Origin of the sequence: Sphingomonas sp. 1185, from assembly GCF_040544655.1 — a bacterium.
Classification (GTDB): Bacteria; Pseudomonadota; Alphaproteobacteria; order Sphingomonadales; family Sphingomonadaceae; genus Sphingomonas.
The window spans coordinates 34428-52963 of sequence record NZ_JBEPKL010000020.1 but is presented as its reverse complement, the minus strand read 5'-3'; the positions used below and the strand labels follow the sequence as shown (position 1 = coordinate 52963).

Sequence of the window (18536 nt, the reverse complement as noted above, 5' to 3'; positions counted from 1 at the left end):
ATCGATTGCGGCTGCGCCGCGGATGGGGTGCGTGGCGATCGCTAGAGTCCGGCACCCCGTTCATCGCGGGGCGATGAGCCGGAGAGTCCGATTTTGTCACAGGGTCGTCGGTTGCCGTCAAGGACGGCGGGGCCCCACCTTTTTCTCCGAAAAAATCGTGACCCCTACCGCCGCTTCGCGGTCGCTTCGCGCTCCTTGACTGCTGCCCTCAACCCCGCCGCCTTTTACCCGCAGCACCATGAGGAGAGCGCTTCCCCTCGGGGGGCATCGAGCCCCCCGAGGGGAAAGGGGCTCTCAACAAGTCCCAGTGTTCCACGGGACCGCACCGGCCTCAAGGACGGCGGGGCCCCACCATTTTTGTCGGCGGAGCAGACGTGGTTCCCCCACCTCCGGCGAAGTGGCCGCCGAAAAAAATCGTGACCCCCACCGCCGCTAAAGCGGTCGGGCTGAAGCCCGATCCTTGACCCCGGCGCTCGGAGCCCGTGCAGAGAAGGAGACCTTCTTGAAGAGGAGGTAAGAATGACCAAGATCATGCGTTCGGTTCGCAGCTTCACCGACATCGCCGAACTCCACGACGCCGAGACGCAAGCATCCGATGCCTTTGCCACCGCCTTTACCGAAACGGTCGACGGCTTCCGGATCGACGTCGGTGAGGATGCGATCTCTGCGGACTTGCCCGACCCCCTGATGGCCGAGCGTGCGACCGAACTGATGGTCGCTACGATCTTCGACCTGATGCGCGACACCCGGCTCGAGGGCATCGCCGACCGGCTCGCATGGCAAATCGTCCACGCCTTCCACAAGGCCGCCGACCAGCTCGACAACGAGGCGGATCGGGCCGCGCAGAAGATCAAGGAGCTGATTCGCAGCGCCGATGGCAGCGAAATCGGTACGGTCGAACTGGAGGAGGCGCAGACGGTGTGTCAGTCGCTGGACGAAGCGCGCGAGGCGGTCGCGTGCATGCGCGATCACGCGGCGGGCGTGTTTCACGCAGAGACCGGACGGCCGTGGTCGGCACCACGCGCGACGCTGGTGTCAGGCAAGCGCACCGCGTCGGTGGTCGACGGGATCAACTTCCTCGCCGCCCGTCGCCAGCGCCGGATCGAAGCGAACGCGCCGCAGGGGCCGGTCGTGATCTTCTCGGGCGGGCAACAGTGGCACGATCACCAGCAGCTGTGGGACCGGCTCGACCAGATCCGCGCGCGGGTGCCGGCGATGGTGCTGGTCACGACCGCGCAGGCCAAGGGGTGCGATGCGATTGCGGCATCGTGGGCGGCCAGTCGCGGGGTGACGCTGGTGGCGATGACGTTGAACCACCGTCTCGGCAACCGCGCAGGGTTCGCACGCAATGAGCAGATGGTGAAGCTGCAACCGGTCGAAGCGGTCGTGTGCGAAGGCTCGGGGTTGCAGTCGCACCTCGCGCGGCTGGTCCGTGCGGCGAGGGTGCCGGCGCATTTCTTCCGCTGCGACGGACAGCGGGCGGCGGCGTGAACCGCGCGTCTGAGCCGGTCGGGTCCTTCCGGCCGGCTCCCCCTTTTTTGTCGGTCGGGGCGTTCGGTTCGGCTCGGGAGCACGGCCCTGGCAGGCCGTGTCCGTCGCCGCACCGATGCGGCGGCATGGCCGCCGGCCTCCTGCGCGCGGCTCCGCCGTGCTCGTCGCTGGGACATCCCTGCGGGATGACGTTGGTGTCGATTGCGCTCCGGCGGACGGGGCCACCTTCACCAGAGGAGAGAGGGATTTTCGGGGTGTGGCCGAACGAAGGAGATCAGAGCCATGACCATGAACCCATTTGCGGACATTCCCCGTGATAAGCCATCCGTCTTCATTTCCGGGTCGATCGCGATCCGACACCTGCCAACCAGCGTTGTCGAGCGGCTGCTGGAGGTCATCGATCGTCGGCTTCCCGTCCTGATCGGAGACGCGCGCGGCGTCGATACGACGGTCCAACGCCTGCTCATGAATCAGCAGGCCCGTGACGTGACCGTGTTCACCGCTGGCGGCTTCCCGCGCAACAATCTCGGTGAGTGGCCGGTCAGGGCCATACCCGGTGAGGGGCGAGCCGGCACCGCTGGCTTTCACGCCACGAAGGATCGCGCGATGGCCGCCGAAGCCGGGGCCGGTCTGGTCATCTGGGATGGCAGGAGCCGCGGTAGCCTCGCCAACATCCACCGCCTCTGCAAGCGCGCGTGCTTCGTCGCGGTGTGGCTGGATGCCGAGGCAAGGTTCGAGAACCTCAACTCGGAGGCTAAGCGGGCAGCGTTCGTGGCCCACTATCCCTGCCGCGCACATTGAACATTTTCCGTACCACCGGGGCGGTACGCTGCGACCCTTCAGGGCATCAGCGTACCGCCTTTTTCTATGCGGTCTTCACGGTTGGCAGCGCTTTCAGCGCGCCGACCGCTGCGGTGCCACCGACCCGGATCGCATGGGTCATAACGTCCCGAAACTCGCGCTCGGAGAGCGCTTCGATGCCGACGTCCTTCACCATCGCCGCGTAGCGATCGCGCAGGGCGCTTCTCGCCTGCGTGACGTCATCGGCCAACCTTCGCTGGCGCGCTTCGAGGTCCGCCAGCCGCTCGCGTTCATTCATCTTGGGCATGTCCAACTCACGTCTGTCGGGCTGCCCGCCACCTCTCAATGTGCAGCGCACGCGGGGCGTGCGCAACAAGGATCGGAGGTTCGTGTCATGAACACCATCGTCTCGTATCGGTGCTGCGTCGGGGACCGGCGTGCCGCCGGAAGAAGTGGAAATGCCCCCTACCGGGGGATGGCCGCCCGTGTGGCGATCGATGGTCGCAGCGGTCGAGCCGCTGCGCTGGTGAGGACGCACGGCCATAGCCGTTGTTGATGCACCGTACGCATAGATGCTGCCCATAAATGGCGGCATTTCAACAGCTTACGGCGACTATTGCCGCGCTGTCAGGACACACTTTGTTCCCCGGCTTGGACAAAATCAAGCGGAATTTCGGGCGGTCAGCGTCAGGCCCACCGGGCCGCTTGCGCGGCCCGGTGGGCCTGATCGCGCATACTGCGCGCCCGCGACCTTGCCCCCATCTCAAGCGTCCGTCAGCAGCGTCTGAAGGTAAAATCCGATGTCATCCGCATGGCGTCGATCGAGGATGGTTTCCGCCACCGAGAGATGCCGGTCGACCATTCGGCACGGTTCTTCGCCACGGGTTATCGCCATCAGCATGTAGAGAGCTTCTGCCACCGCACCTTCTACGGCTCTGGCGTCGATGGCGACGCGCACGGCAATCTCGTGGTATGACAACTCGCGTTCCCGGTGGAGCCGAAACAGCGTTTGCGTAACCGGCGGCAGGCGGGTCAACGCCGTCTGGTATGCGGCAAGGCGGGCGGCCATGACAGAATGTGGAATCATCCAGCCCTCTGCTCACGATCGTAGTTGAGTTGGACTGCCGAGGCAGGGTCGCCGCGTCCAAGCCGTTCTTGGCAGACGGCCGTGACGATCCGATCAAGGATCACGACGCGTTCCATCGCCCAAGCGAGGGCCGTGGGTGCGACAGTGAAATCGCGGCCATAACGCGCCTCGACATAGGCGCGACGGATGCAGCCAAAGGCGTGTCGCTCGAAACGGGCAGCGCGGGGCCATGCGGCGGCAAGGCGTGGTTCGAGCGTTTCGGCCACGTCGCGCAGTTCGTCCAGTGCGTGGCTGCGGCGACCATGCAGCGCCAGCGCCCACGCGACGCACTGGTAAAGATGCTCGCATGTCTGATGGAGCAGCAGGGCCGCCATCGTTGTGCTGCCCCGATCGTGGTAGAACTCGGCTCCAGCGAGAAAGTCGATGGCGCGTCCGTGCCAGCGCTCGAACTCGGCCAGTCCACGCGCGCGGTGTTCCGGTGGCGACAGGCGGCGCGGTGACGACAGCCGCGATCCGTCCGCCTCGTAGAGCGCGATCCCATTCGTAGCGACCGTGACGAAATGAGGTACGCCATCCACCAGCGCGCTGTTGACTTCTTGCAGGCTATGGACCGTGAGGCTAACCGGGTGGGCGATTTTCCCGAACGTCGTTTCTTGACGCAGCCGGTCATGAACCATCGCCCAGTCGCTCCGGCAACTGGCGAGCTTCGGATCGTTGACGATCGCCATCAACCGGATGACCATGCCAACCCTGCCTGCATCCAGTGCGGGCGCAACATGTTCACCGTGCAGGATAAGTTTGTCGATATGACCCGTGCGATACCGCATCGCGGTCTTGCCCGCGACCAATTCGGCGAAGCCCTCTAAAACGATCGCCGTGGCTCGCCGCAGGTCGTGGCGTACGGTTGATGATAGATGGCTGATATCGGTGGGCAGCATCATGGCCGCGCCTCCCGGTCGGAAATGCCGGTGACGACGCGTACATGGTCAAGCAGCACACTCAGCAACGGGCGGACCTGATCGACCGTGAAGCCGCCATCATCCGGCGCAGGCCGGTCGTAGCGGTGCATCTGGTTCCACTTCCAATAGGGATCGAGCACGATCGCCAGCCGCGCCATCTTCGGGCAGTGATGGCCGAACCCGCTGACATTGGCATAAGCCAGCGATCGGGCGACGTACATGCGGATGTAGCGTGCGCACCAGGCGTCGGGGAAACCGACGAACAGCAGATGGGCGCTTATCGCCAGACTTGAGACGATCCCGGCCACGTATAGCAGGTCGCGGCCTTCGTTATGGAAGCCCGCTTCAATTCCCGCGAAGAAGCCTTCCGCGTTGCAATAGCGGAACCGGCTATCCTCTTCCTGCCACCCATGCGGCAACAAGACTGGACATGGGGCGGCGTAATGATCGCAGAGCGCTCGCAAAGCCGGGTGCCACGGCGGAAATGTCCCCTCCGGTGTATCGGTCACGACGCCGGTTCCTGATCGGGCGTGGCGTACCCGGTAGCGAGGCCGATATGTCGAAGCATATCGCTCAGCAGAACGCGGATTTGCACCGGCGAGAAATCCAGCGGCGCTGGAGTATTGCCGTCCCCTTGGTGCAGTCGTTTCCAAAGCCAGACGGGGCACAGGAGATCACCCAGCGCCATCATGCCGGGGCGACCTGCATTCCATAACGGTGACAGTAGGTGGACCAAACGTTCCGTATCGGGGCGATCGTGACCGAGGCCGTAGCGGCTGGCGTAGTGCAGCGCGAGCGCTGGGCGACAGCCGATATTTCGAACGCACCAGTCGTTATCAAAGCCGATCGCGTTCAGAAAGGACAGCAGTCCGAGATTGGCCGTCATTCCCGCATCGCGGAAGAAACGGCGGTAGCCGTGCACCGATCGCGGTTCCCGATGGGGAAAGAACCTGTAGGCGCGCTCGTAGCGGTATCGGCCCAATGCGCGGGCTTCCGGTGTGGGGCGCAGCAAGATGGGGTCGGGGGCAAGGTCGGTCACAGACACCTCCGTTCCGCATCCTGCGGATGAGGCGAGAGTGCCGGGGCGGATGCGGTGACGGTCCCGAACTCCCGCGCGCTAGGCGCGGGAGCCGCCGGGGCTGGTAACATGCCAACGACATGCGCCGCCGTCTTTAAGCCGAAGCTCTGGACATGCGCGGCGGCACCCCGGAAAACGAGTTTCCGAGTTGCGTCGTTGGCGGGATTACCAGTCCCGGCGCTGCCCTTTGCGCAGCGCGGCGGCTTTGTAGCATGGTTGGCTTTCATGGCCAATGTCACTTGAAACTCGAGCGGCGGAAGGCTGTGTGCCGCCTGCCATCGCGCAGCGTTAAAGCCTTCCTTCATTGCGGATTGGGGAGCCGGAGATTAAGCTCTGTCGCAGACCGATTGTGGAGATTGAGGATTCACGCGTAGCCAACGTTCTGCCGTTTCATTGCCTTAAAAGCCGCGCGTGCAAGCTGGCGAAGATCCTAGCGCGCTTCGTCTCGATAAGAAGGCTGGGTCAATCTACTCTATCGTGGTCGCCTCTAAAGGTTTTATAAATGCCGATAACTATAAATTCCGAGCGTGACGTAGAAGTGAAAATAATCACACCCCTTTTCAAAGACGTGCTGGGGTATGAGGACGATCACATGCATTGGGCCGTTCCGGTTCAAATGAATTTTGGTCGTGAGGTGCGTACCAAGGAAGCCGATCTCGTAATCAAGCGCGGGAACGACGTACTTGTAGTCGTCGAGGCAAAGAAGCCAACCGAGGCGATTTTTGGCGCAACCGGGCAAGCGGACTCATACGCATTTGCCCTTGGAAGTCCGTTTTCTCTGATTACGAACGGCCGAGAATATGTGCTAAGGGCGTACTATCACGGCAATCGGCGCGTTGACCTAACCCGCGGCCACATCGACAAAATTAACAAATCGAGCTTTAAGAAGCTGATTAGCCTAATTGGCGCAAGCGAGATTCTTGCGGCGATCAATGAGGCGCCCCCAGAAGCCGTTGAGCCCGACGCTGAAAAAATCAAGGATTACCGCCGATTTTTCAAGGGTCTTCATAGTGTTATCAGAGATCGAGACAAGCTAGACCCAGCTGCTGCTTTTGATGAGCTTAGCATGATGTTGTTGTTGAGTGCTGCTGATGAGGCCCTTTATGCGTCTAATCCAAAGCATCAGAAGCTGACGTCAGAGAGTGTAGCTGCGTGGGCTAGCACATCAACGGACCTTTCGAAGAAGCACCTGAACCTCCATTTTGACACAGTCGTGCGAAAGGCATTTCCTTTGCTTGCAGAGGAAACGAGCAAGATCAATATATCACCTGCCACGGCCGAGGAGTTGCTCAAGAGGTTGAAGCCATTTTCGCTTAAAAGCGACGATATGGATGTGAAGGGGCGCGCGTTCGAGGAATTTTTGCCCTCGCAATTACGTGGTAAAGGTCTTGGACAATTTTTTACGCCACGACCCATCGTGAATTTTATGTGCGAATTGGCTGATATTTCGATCAAAGATATTGTGCTAGATTTCGCTTGTGGCTCTGGTGGATTCCTGATCAAAGCTTACGAAAAGATGCGTGGTGAAGTTGATCTTCTCCCAGAGGGTACGCTGCGCCGAATTGGTACGTCTCGGGCTGAACTTATTGAAGACATAAAGTCTAATCACATATTTGGAATCGATGCCGAGCCACGTGCCGCTAGAACGGCACGGATGAACATGCTGCTATGGGGTGACGGGAAGTGTGTTGTCCGTGGCAATGCTCTCGCAGCCAAAGACTCGTCAGGCGCACCGTACGCAATTCAAGACTACGATCCCGACGTCAGTGATAGTGGTTGCACGTTGATCCTAGCCAACCCGCCGTTCGGCGCGCGGGAGGCAGATGCTGCCATGCTCAAAAGCTACCACTTTGGTTCTCAGTCAAAGATGAGGAAATCGCAGAAGACGGAGGTTCTTTTCGTTGAGAAGGCTCTTCGTCTGCTTCGCCCTGAAGGGCGTCTCTTGATTGTTCTTCCGACCGGTTTATTGAGTGCTGACTCCTACGCTGATTTGCGTTCGCATATTGCCAAAAATGCTTGGGTAAGGGGAGTTATTAACTTGCCGACCCACACTTTTGTTCAGTCAGGTGTTCCAACTGTAAATACAGTTGTCCTTTATCTGCAAAAATATTCCAATGAAATGATGAAGGCGGTAAGCGCGGGATTTACTACCGACACATTCGAGGACTTTTCGGCCCTTCTGTCACGACGGCCCGAACTAGATTACGATATATTCATGGCGGATTGTGAAGATGTTGGTTTTGAGCCGAGCGGGCGCTCCACGCGAGTGGCGGGGAGAAAAACGGATTTAGAAGAAGTGATAGAAGATTTTAAAATCGGTAGTACTGCGGATATTGGGGATCTAGACATCTTTGATTACGCAGAACGACTGTATGGCGTGAAAAGTAGACGTCGAAGGGATCAGGTTGTTCGTGGGAACCAAGTTGGTACTAAGGCATCTTTTGCCGTTCGAGCAAGTCAGTTGGCTAATCGTATGGATCCCACATATTATCTTTTTTCACATAAGCTTCGGGAAATTAGTAAAGATATGGAGCCAATAGGGCTTCGAGTCGTGCCAAGGGCCGAGCGCTTTTTTCCTAAAGATGATAAAGAGTTGGATCAGGACTATTCCCTCCTGAGTGTGGCTAGCGATGGTCAGGTAACGGTAAGAGATACTGTTAAGGGCGAAGATATCACAACGCCTCAAAAACACATTGAGGAGGGTGATATCGTTTACAACCCTATGAGGGCAAATATTGGAAGTATTGGGATACTGAAGGGTGGGATTTCCAACCCACTTGCAAGTCCAGACTATCATGTCTTGAAGGTAAATGGAATAGATGCTGAGTACCTTATAGCGCTTCTGCGAACGCCGTTTTATAAATTTTATATCGATGTCATTACTACAGGTTCGATTAGAGATAGACTTTACCCTAAAAGTCTCCAAGGAATGTTGATTCCCAAGAAGGGGGCGGAAAGTAAGAAGCAAGTAAAAATGCTTCAAGAAAAAATTCTTGATGAAGAAATCCGTCACAGCGAGAGAGTCGGTGGACTGTATCAGGAACTAAATATTTCCGTTAGGTCGCTAGTTGGCGTTGTTTCGCCGAACTAGGTCATAGTTCGACTCCGGGTGGAGTGCAGTATCGCTTCACCCGGCTCGGCAATGGCTTGAGTTAGTAATGTTGGCCCGGATTCGGTTGGTTTCACTTTTTCTCGTGATGTTCCTGAACGATGTCGTTGCGATATTGGCGATGTAATGAAAGTGGCGATTTCTTCGACGCAATCTGTCATGGTGCTGTCGGCAAGATGCGCATAGCGGGCAGTCATTTGTACTTTGCTATGACCGAGTAGCCGCGACGTGCAGAACAGCGTTTCGCCGGACATGACCGCATGGCTGGCAAAGCTATGGCGCAGGTCATGGATGCGCAGCGTAGCGGGAAGTTCAGCCGACTTGCGGATCTTTGTCCACACGACGCGCACGGCTTCGTAGCATTGCCCGCCCGGCAGCGGGAATACCGGCGCGGAGGTGACGCGACTGGAACGCGGCAGGCTCGCACGATACGCATTGAGGAAGCGGCGCACCGGCATTCCAAGTGGCATGTCACGCGGGCCGGTCTTGCTATCGCGAAGACTGAGCCGGTCCCGCAATACGTCGCGCCATTCAAGTTGAACTGCCTCACTGACCCGGCATCCGGTCAGCGTCAGAAAGCGTAGCAACGCTGATGCGGTGCAGCCTTGTACGCTGCGCGCGTCCATCGCGGCACCGAGCCGGCCCATCTGTTCCTCGCTAAGGAAGGTCCCGACTTGCCGCCGCCGGTTCATCCTCACCCCGGAGACCGGGTTGCGCCATCCCTCCGGCAAATGGCCCCATGCCTTTGCGTCATTCAGCATCTGCCCGAGAATGCCCAGCGCGCGATTGGCCCCGCCGGGACGATCGGCGCTATACCGCTCGAACCAGCATATCACATCCGTCCGTGTGATAGCATCCAGCCGTTTCCCGGCGAAGGCTGGTAGCAGGTGGCAACGCATGTAGGAGCGATATGTGCGCAACCCCTCCGGCTTGAGCCGGGACATGCAGCGCCGGTCATGCTCCGCCTGAAACACCTCGAACAGCGGTGCGGTTGAGGGCGACGGCGGGGCCGTCGCTGCGGCCGCCAGTAAGGCGTTTGCGATTTGGCGCGCGGCCTTGACGGATGTCTCGGGAAAGGTGCCGAGTGCGTGGCGTACCTGTCGGCCATTAGAGCGTGCGCGAACGATCCAGCTCCGCGCGCCGCAGGGCTGGACGCGCAGGATGAGCCCCGGCTGGCGGGTGTCGTGCAGGGCGTATTCGCGAGCTTCCGGGCGAGCTTTCTTGGCAAGGGTGTCGGTCAGCGCGAGGTGCAGATTAGCCACGGCTCGCCTCCGTCGAGGGATTGGCCCGCGCCGATTGCGCTGCGCGTAAGGAGAGACGGTGGGCGGGTCGTATGGCTCCGCCGCCACCGCGAAGGGATCGGTCGATATATCCCGACACTCGGCTGGCGGACTTGACGAGCGCCCCCATCGCCAGATGCGCATAGCCGAGTGTGCTGTCGAGTTCGTGATGACCGAGCAGTTGCGCGACCACCCGCAGGTCGATCCCGTTGGCGACGGCGACAGAGGCGAAATGATGGCGTAGATCGTGCAGCCGTAACCCCTCCAGCTTGGCCTCTGATCGGATCGCGGTCCACTGGCGATCGATGGTCGTCATTGGACGATCAAGCGTTGCCATCGGGAAGACGAACGATGTGGATGCAACAGCCTTGCGGGCGTCGAGGATGCCGCGCGCAGGGGTGTTGAGCCAGATCGTGCGCGGACCTGTCTTGGAGTCTTCCAGTACCGCCCGGGGGCTGACGATGCGGTCCCATTTCAGCCCCAATATCTCGCTACGCCGCGCGCCGGTCAGCAGCAGCAGCCGCACCGCGTCACAGGCATCCGGCATCCGCTGTTGCAACCGATCGAGCGCCGCCCACAGACGTTTGATGCTGGCGGCGGGCAGAAGTTGCCCGCGATGGCCGCGCTCCTTCTTGCGCAGGCCGCGACACGGGTTGGTGCCGATCGGGCGCAAGCCATGATCCTCGGCATAGAGCATCAAACCCGACAGGGTGGATAGCGCGATCCGTGCGGCGGTGCTGCGTGCGGTCACGTCGAGATGCCAGCGCGCGACCTCCTCACGGGTCAGATCGCGCACCCGCCGCCGCCCCAATGCTGGCAGGATATGATTGGCGCTTGCCGCTTCCATACAGGCCAAGGTGCTGCGCTTCCAACGCGTGCCCGACCCGGCGGCGAGAAAGACCGGAATGACGTCCGCGACCCGTGCGTCGGGGCCGTGGAGGGGCGCGGAAGTGGTTGAGGCAGGGGAGGGCGTATCGGCCGTTGCGAGACGGCGGGCAGCGGCTAGCGGGATCGCGGAGGGGTTGCCGAGTGTGTGGCGGGTGGTGCGGCCAGCCTCGCGGCCGAAGATGACCCACGTCCGCGAACCGGAAGCGCGGAGGCGCAGCGCGAGGCCGGGCACGATCGTATCGCGCAGTGTGCGTTCGCCAGTGGCAGGCAGTTCGATGGAGACAGGATCGATGGTGGAAAGGTCGATGGTGTCGGCGCGTCGCATGGCGTCGGTGATCCACAAATCCCGACCCGTATGGGGCCGGTGGCGAGCGTCCGGGGCGATGTTCCCCAGGACACACGGGGATTTATGGTCAGCACCTGATTCGTACGGCTCGACCGCCCTGCCGGACGATCATCGCTGGCCCTCCGGTGCGTTGAAAGTCGCCCTTTGGATCAGCGGTTTACCTCCCTTTCCGGCCGTTGGTCGGGCGCACCAGCAGGCTCGTGCGGGAGGATCGACGCACGCCCCGGAGGGCGTATGTTGTATTGCACCGTACGCACGGGTGCTGCGGAGCAAACCCACATTCTTTCAATGGGATAGCGATCAACTGGCTGTCGGACACTGCCGCCATTCGGGTCGGACACGTCCTACACGTCGGCGAGAGGCGCAGGTAGAAGCCCCTGTCTTCAAAAGCTTATGCCGTCGGACAGGTCCGACGCGGCCATTTCCTTGCCGTGCCGTAACCGATCGGCTATAACCGTCCCGCTTCATCACCCGTGACGGGGCTCCGTTCGATCGGAGCGTCCGTGACCAAGATCAGTATCCGCATCGACGAGGCGCTGCACGCCCGGCTCAACCGCCGCGCCGATGCGGCCGGCGTCTCGCTGTCCCACCTCATCCGTCCCGCCCTGGAACAGGCCGCCGATCCCGCGCGCGGCTATGTCTTCTCGTCGCAGGACGAGATCCTGGCGACCTGCATCCAGATCCTTTCGATCGTCGCGACGGGGATAGGCCAGCAGTCACCGAAGGCGCTCGAACAGGGGATGGCGGATGCCCGGGCGATCCTGGCCGAGCGCGGGCTGCTCGCGCCGGAGGCGACCCGGTGAGCATCTTCCGCCATGACACGCTGGGGTCCTGGACGCGGGGCGGCCAGGCCATCGTCCACAACGTCCGGATGACCACCCAGGTCTTCATCCAGACCGCCACCGCCTGTCTCGTGATCTGGGTGATGGGCATCGTCTGGTACGCCTTCGAAAAGTCCACCGAATATGAGCGGTTCGTCCTCGTAAAACTCGCAGAAGCCGCCATAAAGGTCGACGCTGCGCCGGGCACCAACGATCCCGTCCGCTTCCACGATCCGCATGGGCGCGAATACTGGACATCGGCGGACTGGCTGCTCGCCTCCAGCCTCGCCAAGCGCACGCTCCACGCCTTCGAGACCTACCTGATCCACGGTGCGCTGATCGCCGGGGCCTTTGCCCTGGCGGCGCTCGGTTGCGCCTGGTTCACCTTCATGCGGACGGGGAAGGGGCTCGGCTCGAACGAGTATCTGCGCGGCGCCCACTTCGGCACACGCCGCGATGTCCGGCGGTCGCTGCGCTGGCAGAAGAAGGGGCCGCTCAGCATCGGCGGCATCGCCGTGCCGGAGGCGTTCGAGCCCGAACACGTCCTGCTCTGCGGCGCGCCGGGCACCGGCAAGACCAACCTCATCGTCACCATGCTGGCCGGCATCCGCAAGGCCGGGCGCCGCGCGATCGTCTACGATACCGCGGGTACCTTCGTGGAGAAATTCTACCGCCCCGGCATCGACACGCTGCTCAATCCGCTCGATGCGCGGACCGCGCGCTGGTCGCCATGGGTCGATGTCCCGCGCGACTATCATTACGACCAGATCGCCGAGTCCACGATCCCCGACAAGCATGGCGACCCGTTCTGGGCGAAGGCCGCGCGCGGCACCTTGGTCGCGGTGCTGCGCAAGCTCGCGAGCCAGAAGCACACCTATGTTTCGGTGCTGCTCGACCGGCTCGTCCGCTCCAAGCTGAAGGATCTGGCCGCCTTCGCTGCGGGCACCGATGCCGCCGCCTTCATCTCCACCGAGGGGGAACGCACGTCGGCCGGCGTCCAGGCGGAACTCGCATCGGTGATGCGCTCCTTCGCCTATCTCGACGATACCGAGGACGGCTTTTCGATCCGCGACTGGGTGGAAAAGGGGCGGGCGGACAGCTGGCTGTTCATCACCGTCAAGGCCGACCAGATCCCCTCGCTGCGTCCCCTCATCACCGTCTGGCTCGATATCGCGATCTCCGCGATCATGAGCCTCGCGCCCGATCGCCAGCGCCGGCTTTACTGCGTCATCGACGAGTTGCCGACGCTCCAGAAACTTCCGTCGCTTTCCGATTTCCTCGCCCGTGCGCGCAAATATGGCGGTTGTGGCATCCTCGGCTTCCAGTCCTATCCCCAGCTCGAGGCGACCTACGGCATCCAGGATGCCGCCGCGATCACCGGCTATTGCTCGACCTGGGTAGCGCTGAGGGCGAACGACACGCCTACCGCCAAGCATGTCTCGGAGAATCTCGGCCAGGTCGAACAGGTCGAGGCGAACGAGGGGATGAGCTATGGCGTCAACGACATGCGCGACGGGGTCAACCTATCGCGGATGCAGGTGACGCGGCCGCTGGTGATGCACACCGAGGTCACCAACCTGCCCAACCTTTCCGGCTACCTGCGCTTCGGCCGCAACCTGCCGGTCGTGCGCTTCGACGACCGCTTCAATTCGCTGCCAACCGTCGCGGCGGGCTTCCTCGAACGGGGGACGCCAGCGATCCGGCTGGAGGCGGCCAGGGTGCTGATCAAGGTCGCCCACGCGCAGGCGAAGGTGCGCGAGGTCATGGAGGTGGGGAAGGCCGCCGGTGCCAGGACCGTGCCGAAGGTGGATACCACAACGGCCACCTCACCCCCGATCGACCAGCCTCCGGAAGCAGCGCCAGCGGACACCGGCACGTTGCAGCCCGATCTCTTTGCAGACCCCGTCTGCCTGGCGGATGGTGCGCCGATCGAGGAAGTGATCCTCGCCGCCGCCGACGGCGAACTGCCGATCCCGCCGCGTGTCGCCTGGCAGGTGATCGGGGTGCGGGCGGGCGAGCTCGCGAGCCATCTGGTCCAGCATGCCGATGCGGACGGCCCCCGTCATGACGCGAGGCCGGCATGATCCATCCCCGCCGCCTCAAGGGCGCCCCGACCAACATCGCCCGCTATTACACGGTCGGCGATTACTACACCAAGGGCAGCGACGAGCATTCGGAATGGGGCGGGGCGCTGGCCGCCGATCTCGGTCTCAAGGGCAAGGTCGACCCTGCGGTTCTGAAGGACCTGCTTGGTGGCAAGGTCGCGGGACAACAGCTTGGACGACTTCGCCATGAGGGCGGAATCGAGCATCATCCGGGCTGGGACTTCGCGGTCAACGCGCCGAAATCCGTGTCGATCATGGCGCTCGTCATGGGCGACGAGCGGATCATCGCCGCGCATGAGCGCGCGGTCGGTACCGCGCTCGCCTATCTCGAGGAACATGCCACGCTGCGTCGTCGCGAGGATGGCCAGATCGTCCATGAGACGACCGGCCGTTTCTTAGTCGCACGCTTCACCGAGCACGCCAGCCGCGAGCTCGATCCCCACCTCCATACCCATGCCGTGGTGCTCAACATGACCAACCGCGAGGATGGCGGACCGATGGCGAGCCTCGAGACGCGTGCCATGTACGCCGCGCAGATGACCGCCGGACAGGTCTACCGCAACGACCTCGCGCACGCGGTCCGGGAACTGGGCTACGAGATCGACAGCGACCCGCGCACCGGCCTGTTCGAGATTCGCGGCGTGTCCGACCGCCTCATCGATGCCTTCTCGCAGCGGGCCGAGCAGATCGACGCCTATGCCGAGGAACATGGCCTCGAAGGGCAGGCGGCACGGCGGAAGGCGTTCTACGCTACCCGGCCAGCCAAGGAGCGGTTGGCGCTGGACGACCTTCACGGCCGGTGGGCCAAGCGATCCTCATTCGACCGGGAAGACCTGCAGGATCTGCGCGATGGTGCCACCCGTCGCGACGTGCCCATCGAGCCAGCGACCGCTGCTCGCGCCACGTTGTTCGGTATCCGCCAGACCGAAACCCGCGAAGCGGTCAACGAGCATGGCCGGATGCTGCGTGCGGGACTCGCAAGCCATGTCGGGGAGGTCCGCCTGGGGGACGTTCGCCCGCGGATGGACGAACATGAAGACCGGCGCAAACTCCTGACCACGCGCGAGCCGACCGGCGGCAAGGCGATTCTGCAAGGACGCACGACCAGGCGAACCGCACGCCTTGAACAGGCACTCGCGCAGCACATCGCACTCGGCCTCGACGATGCCCGGCCGATCGCCCGCGCCGATCGGATTCTTCCTATCCTCGAGACGGCTGGCCTCACGCCGCAGCAGGAACAGGCCCTTGTGTCTGTCGCCCTGACCCGCGACCGCGTGAGCGGCATCCACGGCGTCGCCGGGGCGGGGAAGTCGATGCTGGTCGGGACATTGCGCGCGGCTGCGGAGCCCGGCACCCAGTTCATCGCGCTGGCGCCGACCTCCTCGGCCGCCGCCAATCTCGGGCAGGGCGCGGGCATTCCCTCCCGGACCGTCGCCAGCCTTCTTGCGGGAGGGGGCAGGGGCCTCACGCCCGACCATATCCTGATCCTCGATGAGGCGGGGCAGCTCGGCAATCGCCAGGCGCTGCGCATGCTGGAGATCAGCCGGTTGTCGGGGGCGCGACTGCTGCTGCTCGGCGACAACAGCCAGACCGGCGCGATCGAGCAGGGCAAGCCTTTCTGGCTGATGCAGAAGCTGGGTTTGCCCACCGCCGAATTGACGGAGTCGATGCGCCAGCAGACCCGCTCGATGAAGGTGGCGGTCACGCGCGCCCGCGCAGGAGATTATGCGGGATCGATGGCCGCGCTCGACCGGGTGGCCAGCGGCGGAGACACCGAGGACCTGGCGCGGGATCTGGTCGCCGAATGGACCCGCCTGGGCGATAATGCACGCGCCTCGACCAACATCCTGGTGCTCGAAAATCGCACCCGGCAGTTCGTCCACGCGCTGATCCGCGACACGTTGAAGCGGGAGGGTGCCCTCGCCGCGGAGGATGCCCGGCTGGAGGTGCTGTCCGCGGCACCGATGACCGACCAGGAGAAGCTCTATGCGCGCTTCTACGCCAGGGGGCAGGTGCTCACCTTCGGGCGCGATGTCGTCGCGGCGGGGATCGCGCGCGACACCGAATACTTGGTGGTCGGTCTCGGCCGCGAGGCTGGCGGACGCCAGATCGTCAGGCTCGTCGACGGCAACGGGCAGATCATTCGCTGGGATCCCCGGCTCGGACAGGTGCGCCATGTCAACGTCTTCAACGTCGAGGAGCGAAACCTTGCCGAGGGAGACCGCATCCAGTGGCGCCTCGTCAACCATGACCTGGGCCTCAAGAACGCCGACCGGGGCACGGTCGAGAAGCTGGTCGACACGATCGCGACGATCCGCTGGGACCGTGACAGGCGGGTGCAGGATGTCGACCTCGATTGCTACCGGACCTGGGATCATGGCTATGCGGAGACGGTCTATTCGGCCCAGTCGAAGACTTATGGGCGCGTCTATGTCCTGGCACCGGTAGGGTCGGCGCTGGTCAACGGCCAGAATTATTATACTGCGATCACGCGCGCCCGTTTCGGGGTGAAGCTGTGGACCGAAGACGCCAAGGCGCTCGCCGATAAGCTGGCGACGAACAGCGGCGAGAAGACATCGTCGCTTGAAGGTCTCGGACGGCTGGAAAAGGATGGGCACCGCGCCGCTGCCATGCGCCACCCTGAGCAACTTGGCCGGGGCAGGGCAGAGCAGGAACGCTGGCGGGAGGAGCGGCGTCAGCACGCGTTGGGTCGTCGGCCCGACCGACGTCCGGCCCCTCCCCCTGGCATCGCCGAGCAGCTTGCCAAGGGTGCCCGCGAGATCGCGGTCCGGTTCGATCGCTTCCTCCAGGCCGTGCTCGATCGCGAGCGGACCCCGGACCGCGCAAGCGCCAACGCCCCCACGCATACGCCCGCCGGGCGCGAGCCCCATTCCCTTGGAGCGGCCCCTCACGCACGCGGGCCTGAACGATGAGATCGACCATGACCATCGCCCTTGTCTCTATTCTTCTTGTCATCCTGCTGATCGCATGGCGGCACTCGCCGGTGCCCTGGCGGCATCGCTGGCGCCGCCGCCAGGCGCGAGCAATGGCGGAGAAGTTTCGTGGGATCGATCGCGACCAGCCGCCCGCGCTGATTTTCGCGCGCTTGCGGGCGATGGATCCGCTGGCGTTCGAGGAACTGCTGCTCGAGAGCTTCGAGCGGCAGGGACATACCGTAGTCCGCAACCATCGCTATACCGGAGATGGTGGCGTCGATGGCCAGGTCATCATCGATGGCGAGCGCTGGCTGATCCAGGCCAAGCGCTACGACGGCGCGATCAAGCTGGCGCATGTCGCCGCATTCGCGCAGGTCTGCAGAGCCCGTGGGCAAAAGGGGCTGTTCATCCACACCGGGCGTACCGGACCCGGCAGCCGTCGGATGAGCGATGCGACGGGTGTCGTCATCCTGTCCGGTCGCGACCTAATTGCCCTCGTCACAGGCGAGCGGCTGGGTCTGAAGAGGGCAGGGCGATGAGACACAGTCCGCTCGTGTTTCGGTACGCGGCGATCGCATTCATGATGCTGTTCTCATCGCCATGCGCGGCTTCCCGGCACGGGACGATCGCAGAGGAGCGTCTTATCGCGCGCTGCATCCGCCGCGCAGCGCTTGGCCGACCCTGGCTGGAAAAAACACTGTGGGGACTACGCGATCAGGAAGGCGGCTGGATCGGCGCGGCCGTGCGCAATCGCAACGGCACCTATGACCTCGGACCATTCCAGATCAACAGCTGGTGGGTGCCGAAGATCGCGGCGGAACTCGATCGGGATGCGACGTCCGTTGCCCACTGGCTACGACACGATCCATGCTTCAATGCAGAGGCGGCGCGGTGGATTTATCTGACGGGATTGAACTCCGATACATCCTATTGGCGGGCAATTGGGCAATTTCATAGTCCTGTTCACTGGCGGCAGCAGCGTTATGCCGCGTCTGTAGCGTTTCACTTGCATATGCGATTTGGCGGACAAATATTCGAACGTTGAATGAAGTAAACCGTACAATCGGGGAGTCGACACAAGTCTGATGCGGCTTCACGAGAAGCGTTTCATGCACTGCTAAAATTAACCAGCGTAGTTAATGTCGGGGAAGAAATCTCGTACTTAGGCATCGTAGACAAAGGGAAACCAGAGCAGGGCTGATGCAAGGCTGATAAAGCCGATGTAGGATTCGGCGGTTTTGTCGTACCGGGTGGCGACCCGTCGCCAGTTCTTGAGTCTGTTGAACATGCGCTCGATCTGGTTGCGCCAGCGGTACTTGACCCGATCATGCGCAGCCGGGTTGCGACGGTTGCGCCGGGTCGGGATCACGGCCTCGACGTCCATGCTGGTCAGGGCGTCACCGACCGCGTCGCTGTCATAGCCTTTGTCTGCAAGCAGAGCGTCGATCCGGTCGGCGATCATGCGCATCAGCGGCCCAAAGCCTTGCGTGTCATGCGCCTGACCCGGCGTCAGGACGAAGGCGAGCGGGCGACCTCTGACATCGCAGCGGGCGTGGAGTTTGGTAGTAAAGCCGCCGCGCGATCGGCCGAGCGCTTCGACCGCGCCAGTCCCTTTTTTATGCCCACCGCACAATG

At 62.6% G+C, this 18536-nt stretch carries 16 protein-coding genes; 8 read left to right on the top strand and 8 right to left on the bottom strand.

Annotated features, from left to right (window positions below; translation table 11 throughout):
* The first annotated feature begins 519 nt into the window (after positions 1-519).
* Together ABIC44_RS13580 and ABIC44_RS13575 are read left to right on the top strand one after the other, a co-directional pair.
* On the top strand, positions 520-1491 hold the full coding sequence (locus ABIC44_RS13580) for a DUF2493 domain-containing protein (RefSeq protein WP_354296041.1): 972 nt from the start codon (positions 520-522) through the stop codon (positions 1489-1491).
* Positions 1492-1773: 282 nt separating this feature from the next.
* Entirely contained in the window at positions 1774-2292 is a 519-nt protein-coding gene (locus ABIC44_RS13575) for a hypothetical protein (RefSeq protein ID WP_354296040.1), read from the top strand.
* Positions 2293-2356: 64 nt separating this feature from the next.
* Here the strand turns inward: ABIC44_RS13575 and ABIC44_RS13570 are convergent, their stop codons facing one another.
* From ABIC44_RS13570 to ABIC44_RS13550, 5 genes are all read right to left on the bottom strand, one after another.
* Positions 2357-2599 (bottom strand): hypothetical protein, encoded by a 243-nt coding sequence (locus ABIC44_RS13570; protein WP_354296038.1) that lies wholly within the window; start codon positions 2597-2599, stop codon positions 2357-2359.
* A gap of 456 nt (positions 2600-3055) precedes the next feature.
* Positions 3056-3361, bottom strand: coding sequence for a sigma factor-like helix-turn-helix DNA-binding protein (locus ABIC44_RS13565; RefSeq protein WP_354296036.1), 306 nt, complete (start codon positions 3359-3361; stop codon positions 3056-3058).
* Positions 3362-3375: 14 nt separating this feature from the next.
* Positions 3376-4320, bottom strand: coding sequence for a HEPN domain-containing protein (locus tag ABIC44_RS13560; RefSeq protein WP_354296035.1), 945 nt, complete (start codon positions 4318-4320; stop codon positions 3376-3378).
* Positions 4317-4847, bottom strand: a complete 531-nt coding sequence (locus ABIC44_RS13555; RefSeq protein ID WP_354296033.1) for a hypothetical protein — start codon at positions 4845-4847, stop codon at positions 4317-4319. The genes ABIC44_RS13560 and ABIC44_RS13555 overlap by 4 nt, the downstream gene beginning before the upstream one ends.
* Positions 4844-5377, bottom strand: a complete 534-nt coding sequence (locus ABIC44_RS13550) for a hypothetical protein (RefSeq protein WP_354296031.1) — start codon at positions 5375-5377, stop codon at positions 4844-4846. The genes ABIC44_RS13555 and ABIC44_RS13550 overlap by 4 nt, the downstream gene beginning before the upstream one ends.
* Positions 5378-5918: 541 nt before the next feature.
* Between ABIC44_RS13550 and ABIC44_RS13545 the strand changes: the two genes are divergently transcribed.
* Positions 5919-8507 carry an N-6 DNA methylase gene (locus ABIC44_RS13545; protein ID WP_354296029.1) on the top strand — a complete coding sequence of 863 codons (2589 nt, stop codon included), beginning with the start codon at positions 5919-5921 and terminating at the stop codon, positions 8505-8507.
* On the opposite strand, the gene ABIC44_RS13540 is transcribed toward ABIC44_RS13545, so the two are convergent.
* Positions 8504-9787: a site-specific integrase gene (locus tag ABIC44_RS13540; protein WP_354296027.1), complete on the bottom strand. Its 1284-nt coding sequence runs from the start codon at positions 9785-9787 to the stop codon at positions 8504-8506. The two genes, ABIC44_RS13545 and ABIC44_RS13540, sit on opposite strands and share 4 nt — an antisense overlap.
* Entirely contained in the window at positions 9780-11018 is a 1239-nt protein-coding gene (locus tag ABIC44_RS13535; protein ID WP_354296026.1) for a tyrosine-type recombinase/integrase, read from the bottom strand. The genes ABIC44_RS13540 and ABIC44_RS13535 overlap by 8 nt, the downstream gene beginning before the upstream one ends.
* A gap of 524 nt (positions 11019-11542) precedes the next feature.
* On the opposite strand from ABIC44_RS13535, the gene ABIC44_RS13530 reads away from it, so the two are divergent.
* The 5 genes from ABIC44_RS13530 to ABIC44_RS13510 are packed head-to-tail and all read left to right on the top strand — an operon-like array spanning position 11543 to position 17946.
* Positions 11543-11842, top strand: coding sequence for a ribbon-helix-helix protein, CopG family (locus ABIC44_RS13530; protein ID WP_354296024.1), 300 nt, complete (start codon positions 11543-11545; stop codon positions 11840-11842).
* Positions 11839-13944, top strand: a complete 2106-nt coding sequence (locus ABIC44_RS13525) for a type IV secretion system DNA-binding domain-containing protein (protein ID WP_354296022.1) — start codon at positions 11839-11841, stop codon at positions 13942-13944. The genes ABIC44_RS13530 and ABIC44_RS13525 overlap by 4 nt, the downstream gene beginning before the upstream one ends.
* Entirely contained in the window at positions 13941-16898 is a 2958-nt protein-coding gene (gene mobF / locus ABIC44_RS13520; RefSeq protein ID WP_354296021.1) for a MobF family relaxase, read from the top strand. Before ABIC44_RS13525 ends, mobF begins: the two co-directional genes overlap by 4 nt.
* A gap of 8 nt (positions 16899-16906) precedes the next feature.
* The gene (locus tag ABIC44_RS13515) at positions 16907-17440 is read left to right on the top strand and encodes a restriction endonuclease (RefSeq protein ID WP_354296020.1); all 534 of its coding nucleotides are present in this window, start codon (positions 16907-16909) and stop codon (positions 17438-17440) included.
* Complete coding sequence (locus ABIC44_RS13510; RefSeq protein ID WP_354296019.1) at positions 17437-17946, top strand: lytic transglycosylase domain-containing protein; 510 nt, start codon at positions 17437-17439, stop codon at positions 17944-17946. The genes ABIC44_RS13515 and ABIC44_RS13510 overlap by 4 nt, the downstream gene beginning before the upstream one ends.
* 117 nt (positions 17947-18063) lie before the next feature.
* On the opposite strand, the gene ABIC44_RS13505 is transcribed toward ABIC44_RS13510, so the two are convergent.
* Entirely contained in the window at positions 18064-18534 is a 471-nt protein-coding gene (locus ABIC44_RS13505) for an IS5 family transposase (RefSeq protein WP_354296017.1), read from the bottom strand.
* Between the last annotated feature and the right edge of the window lie 2 nt (positions 18535-18536).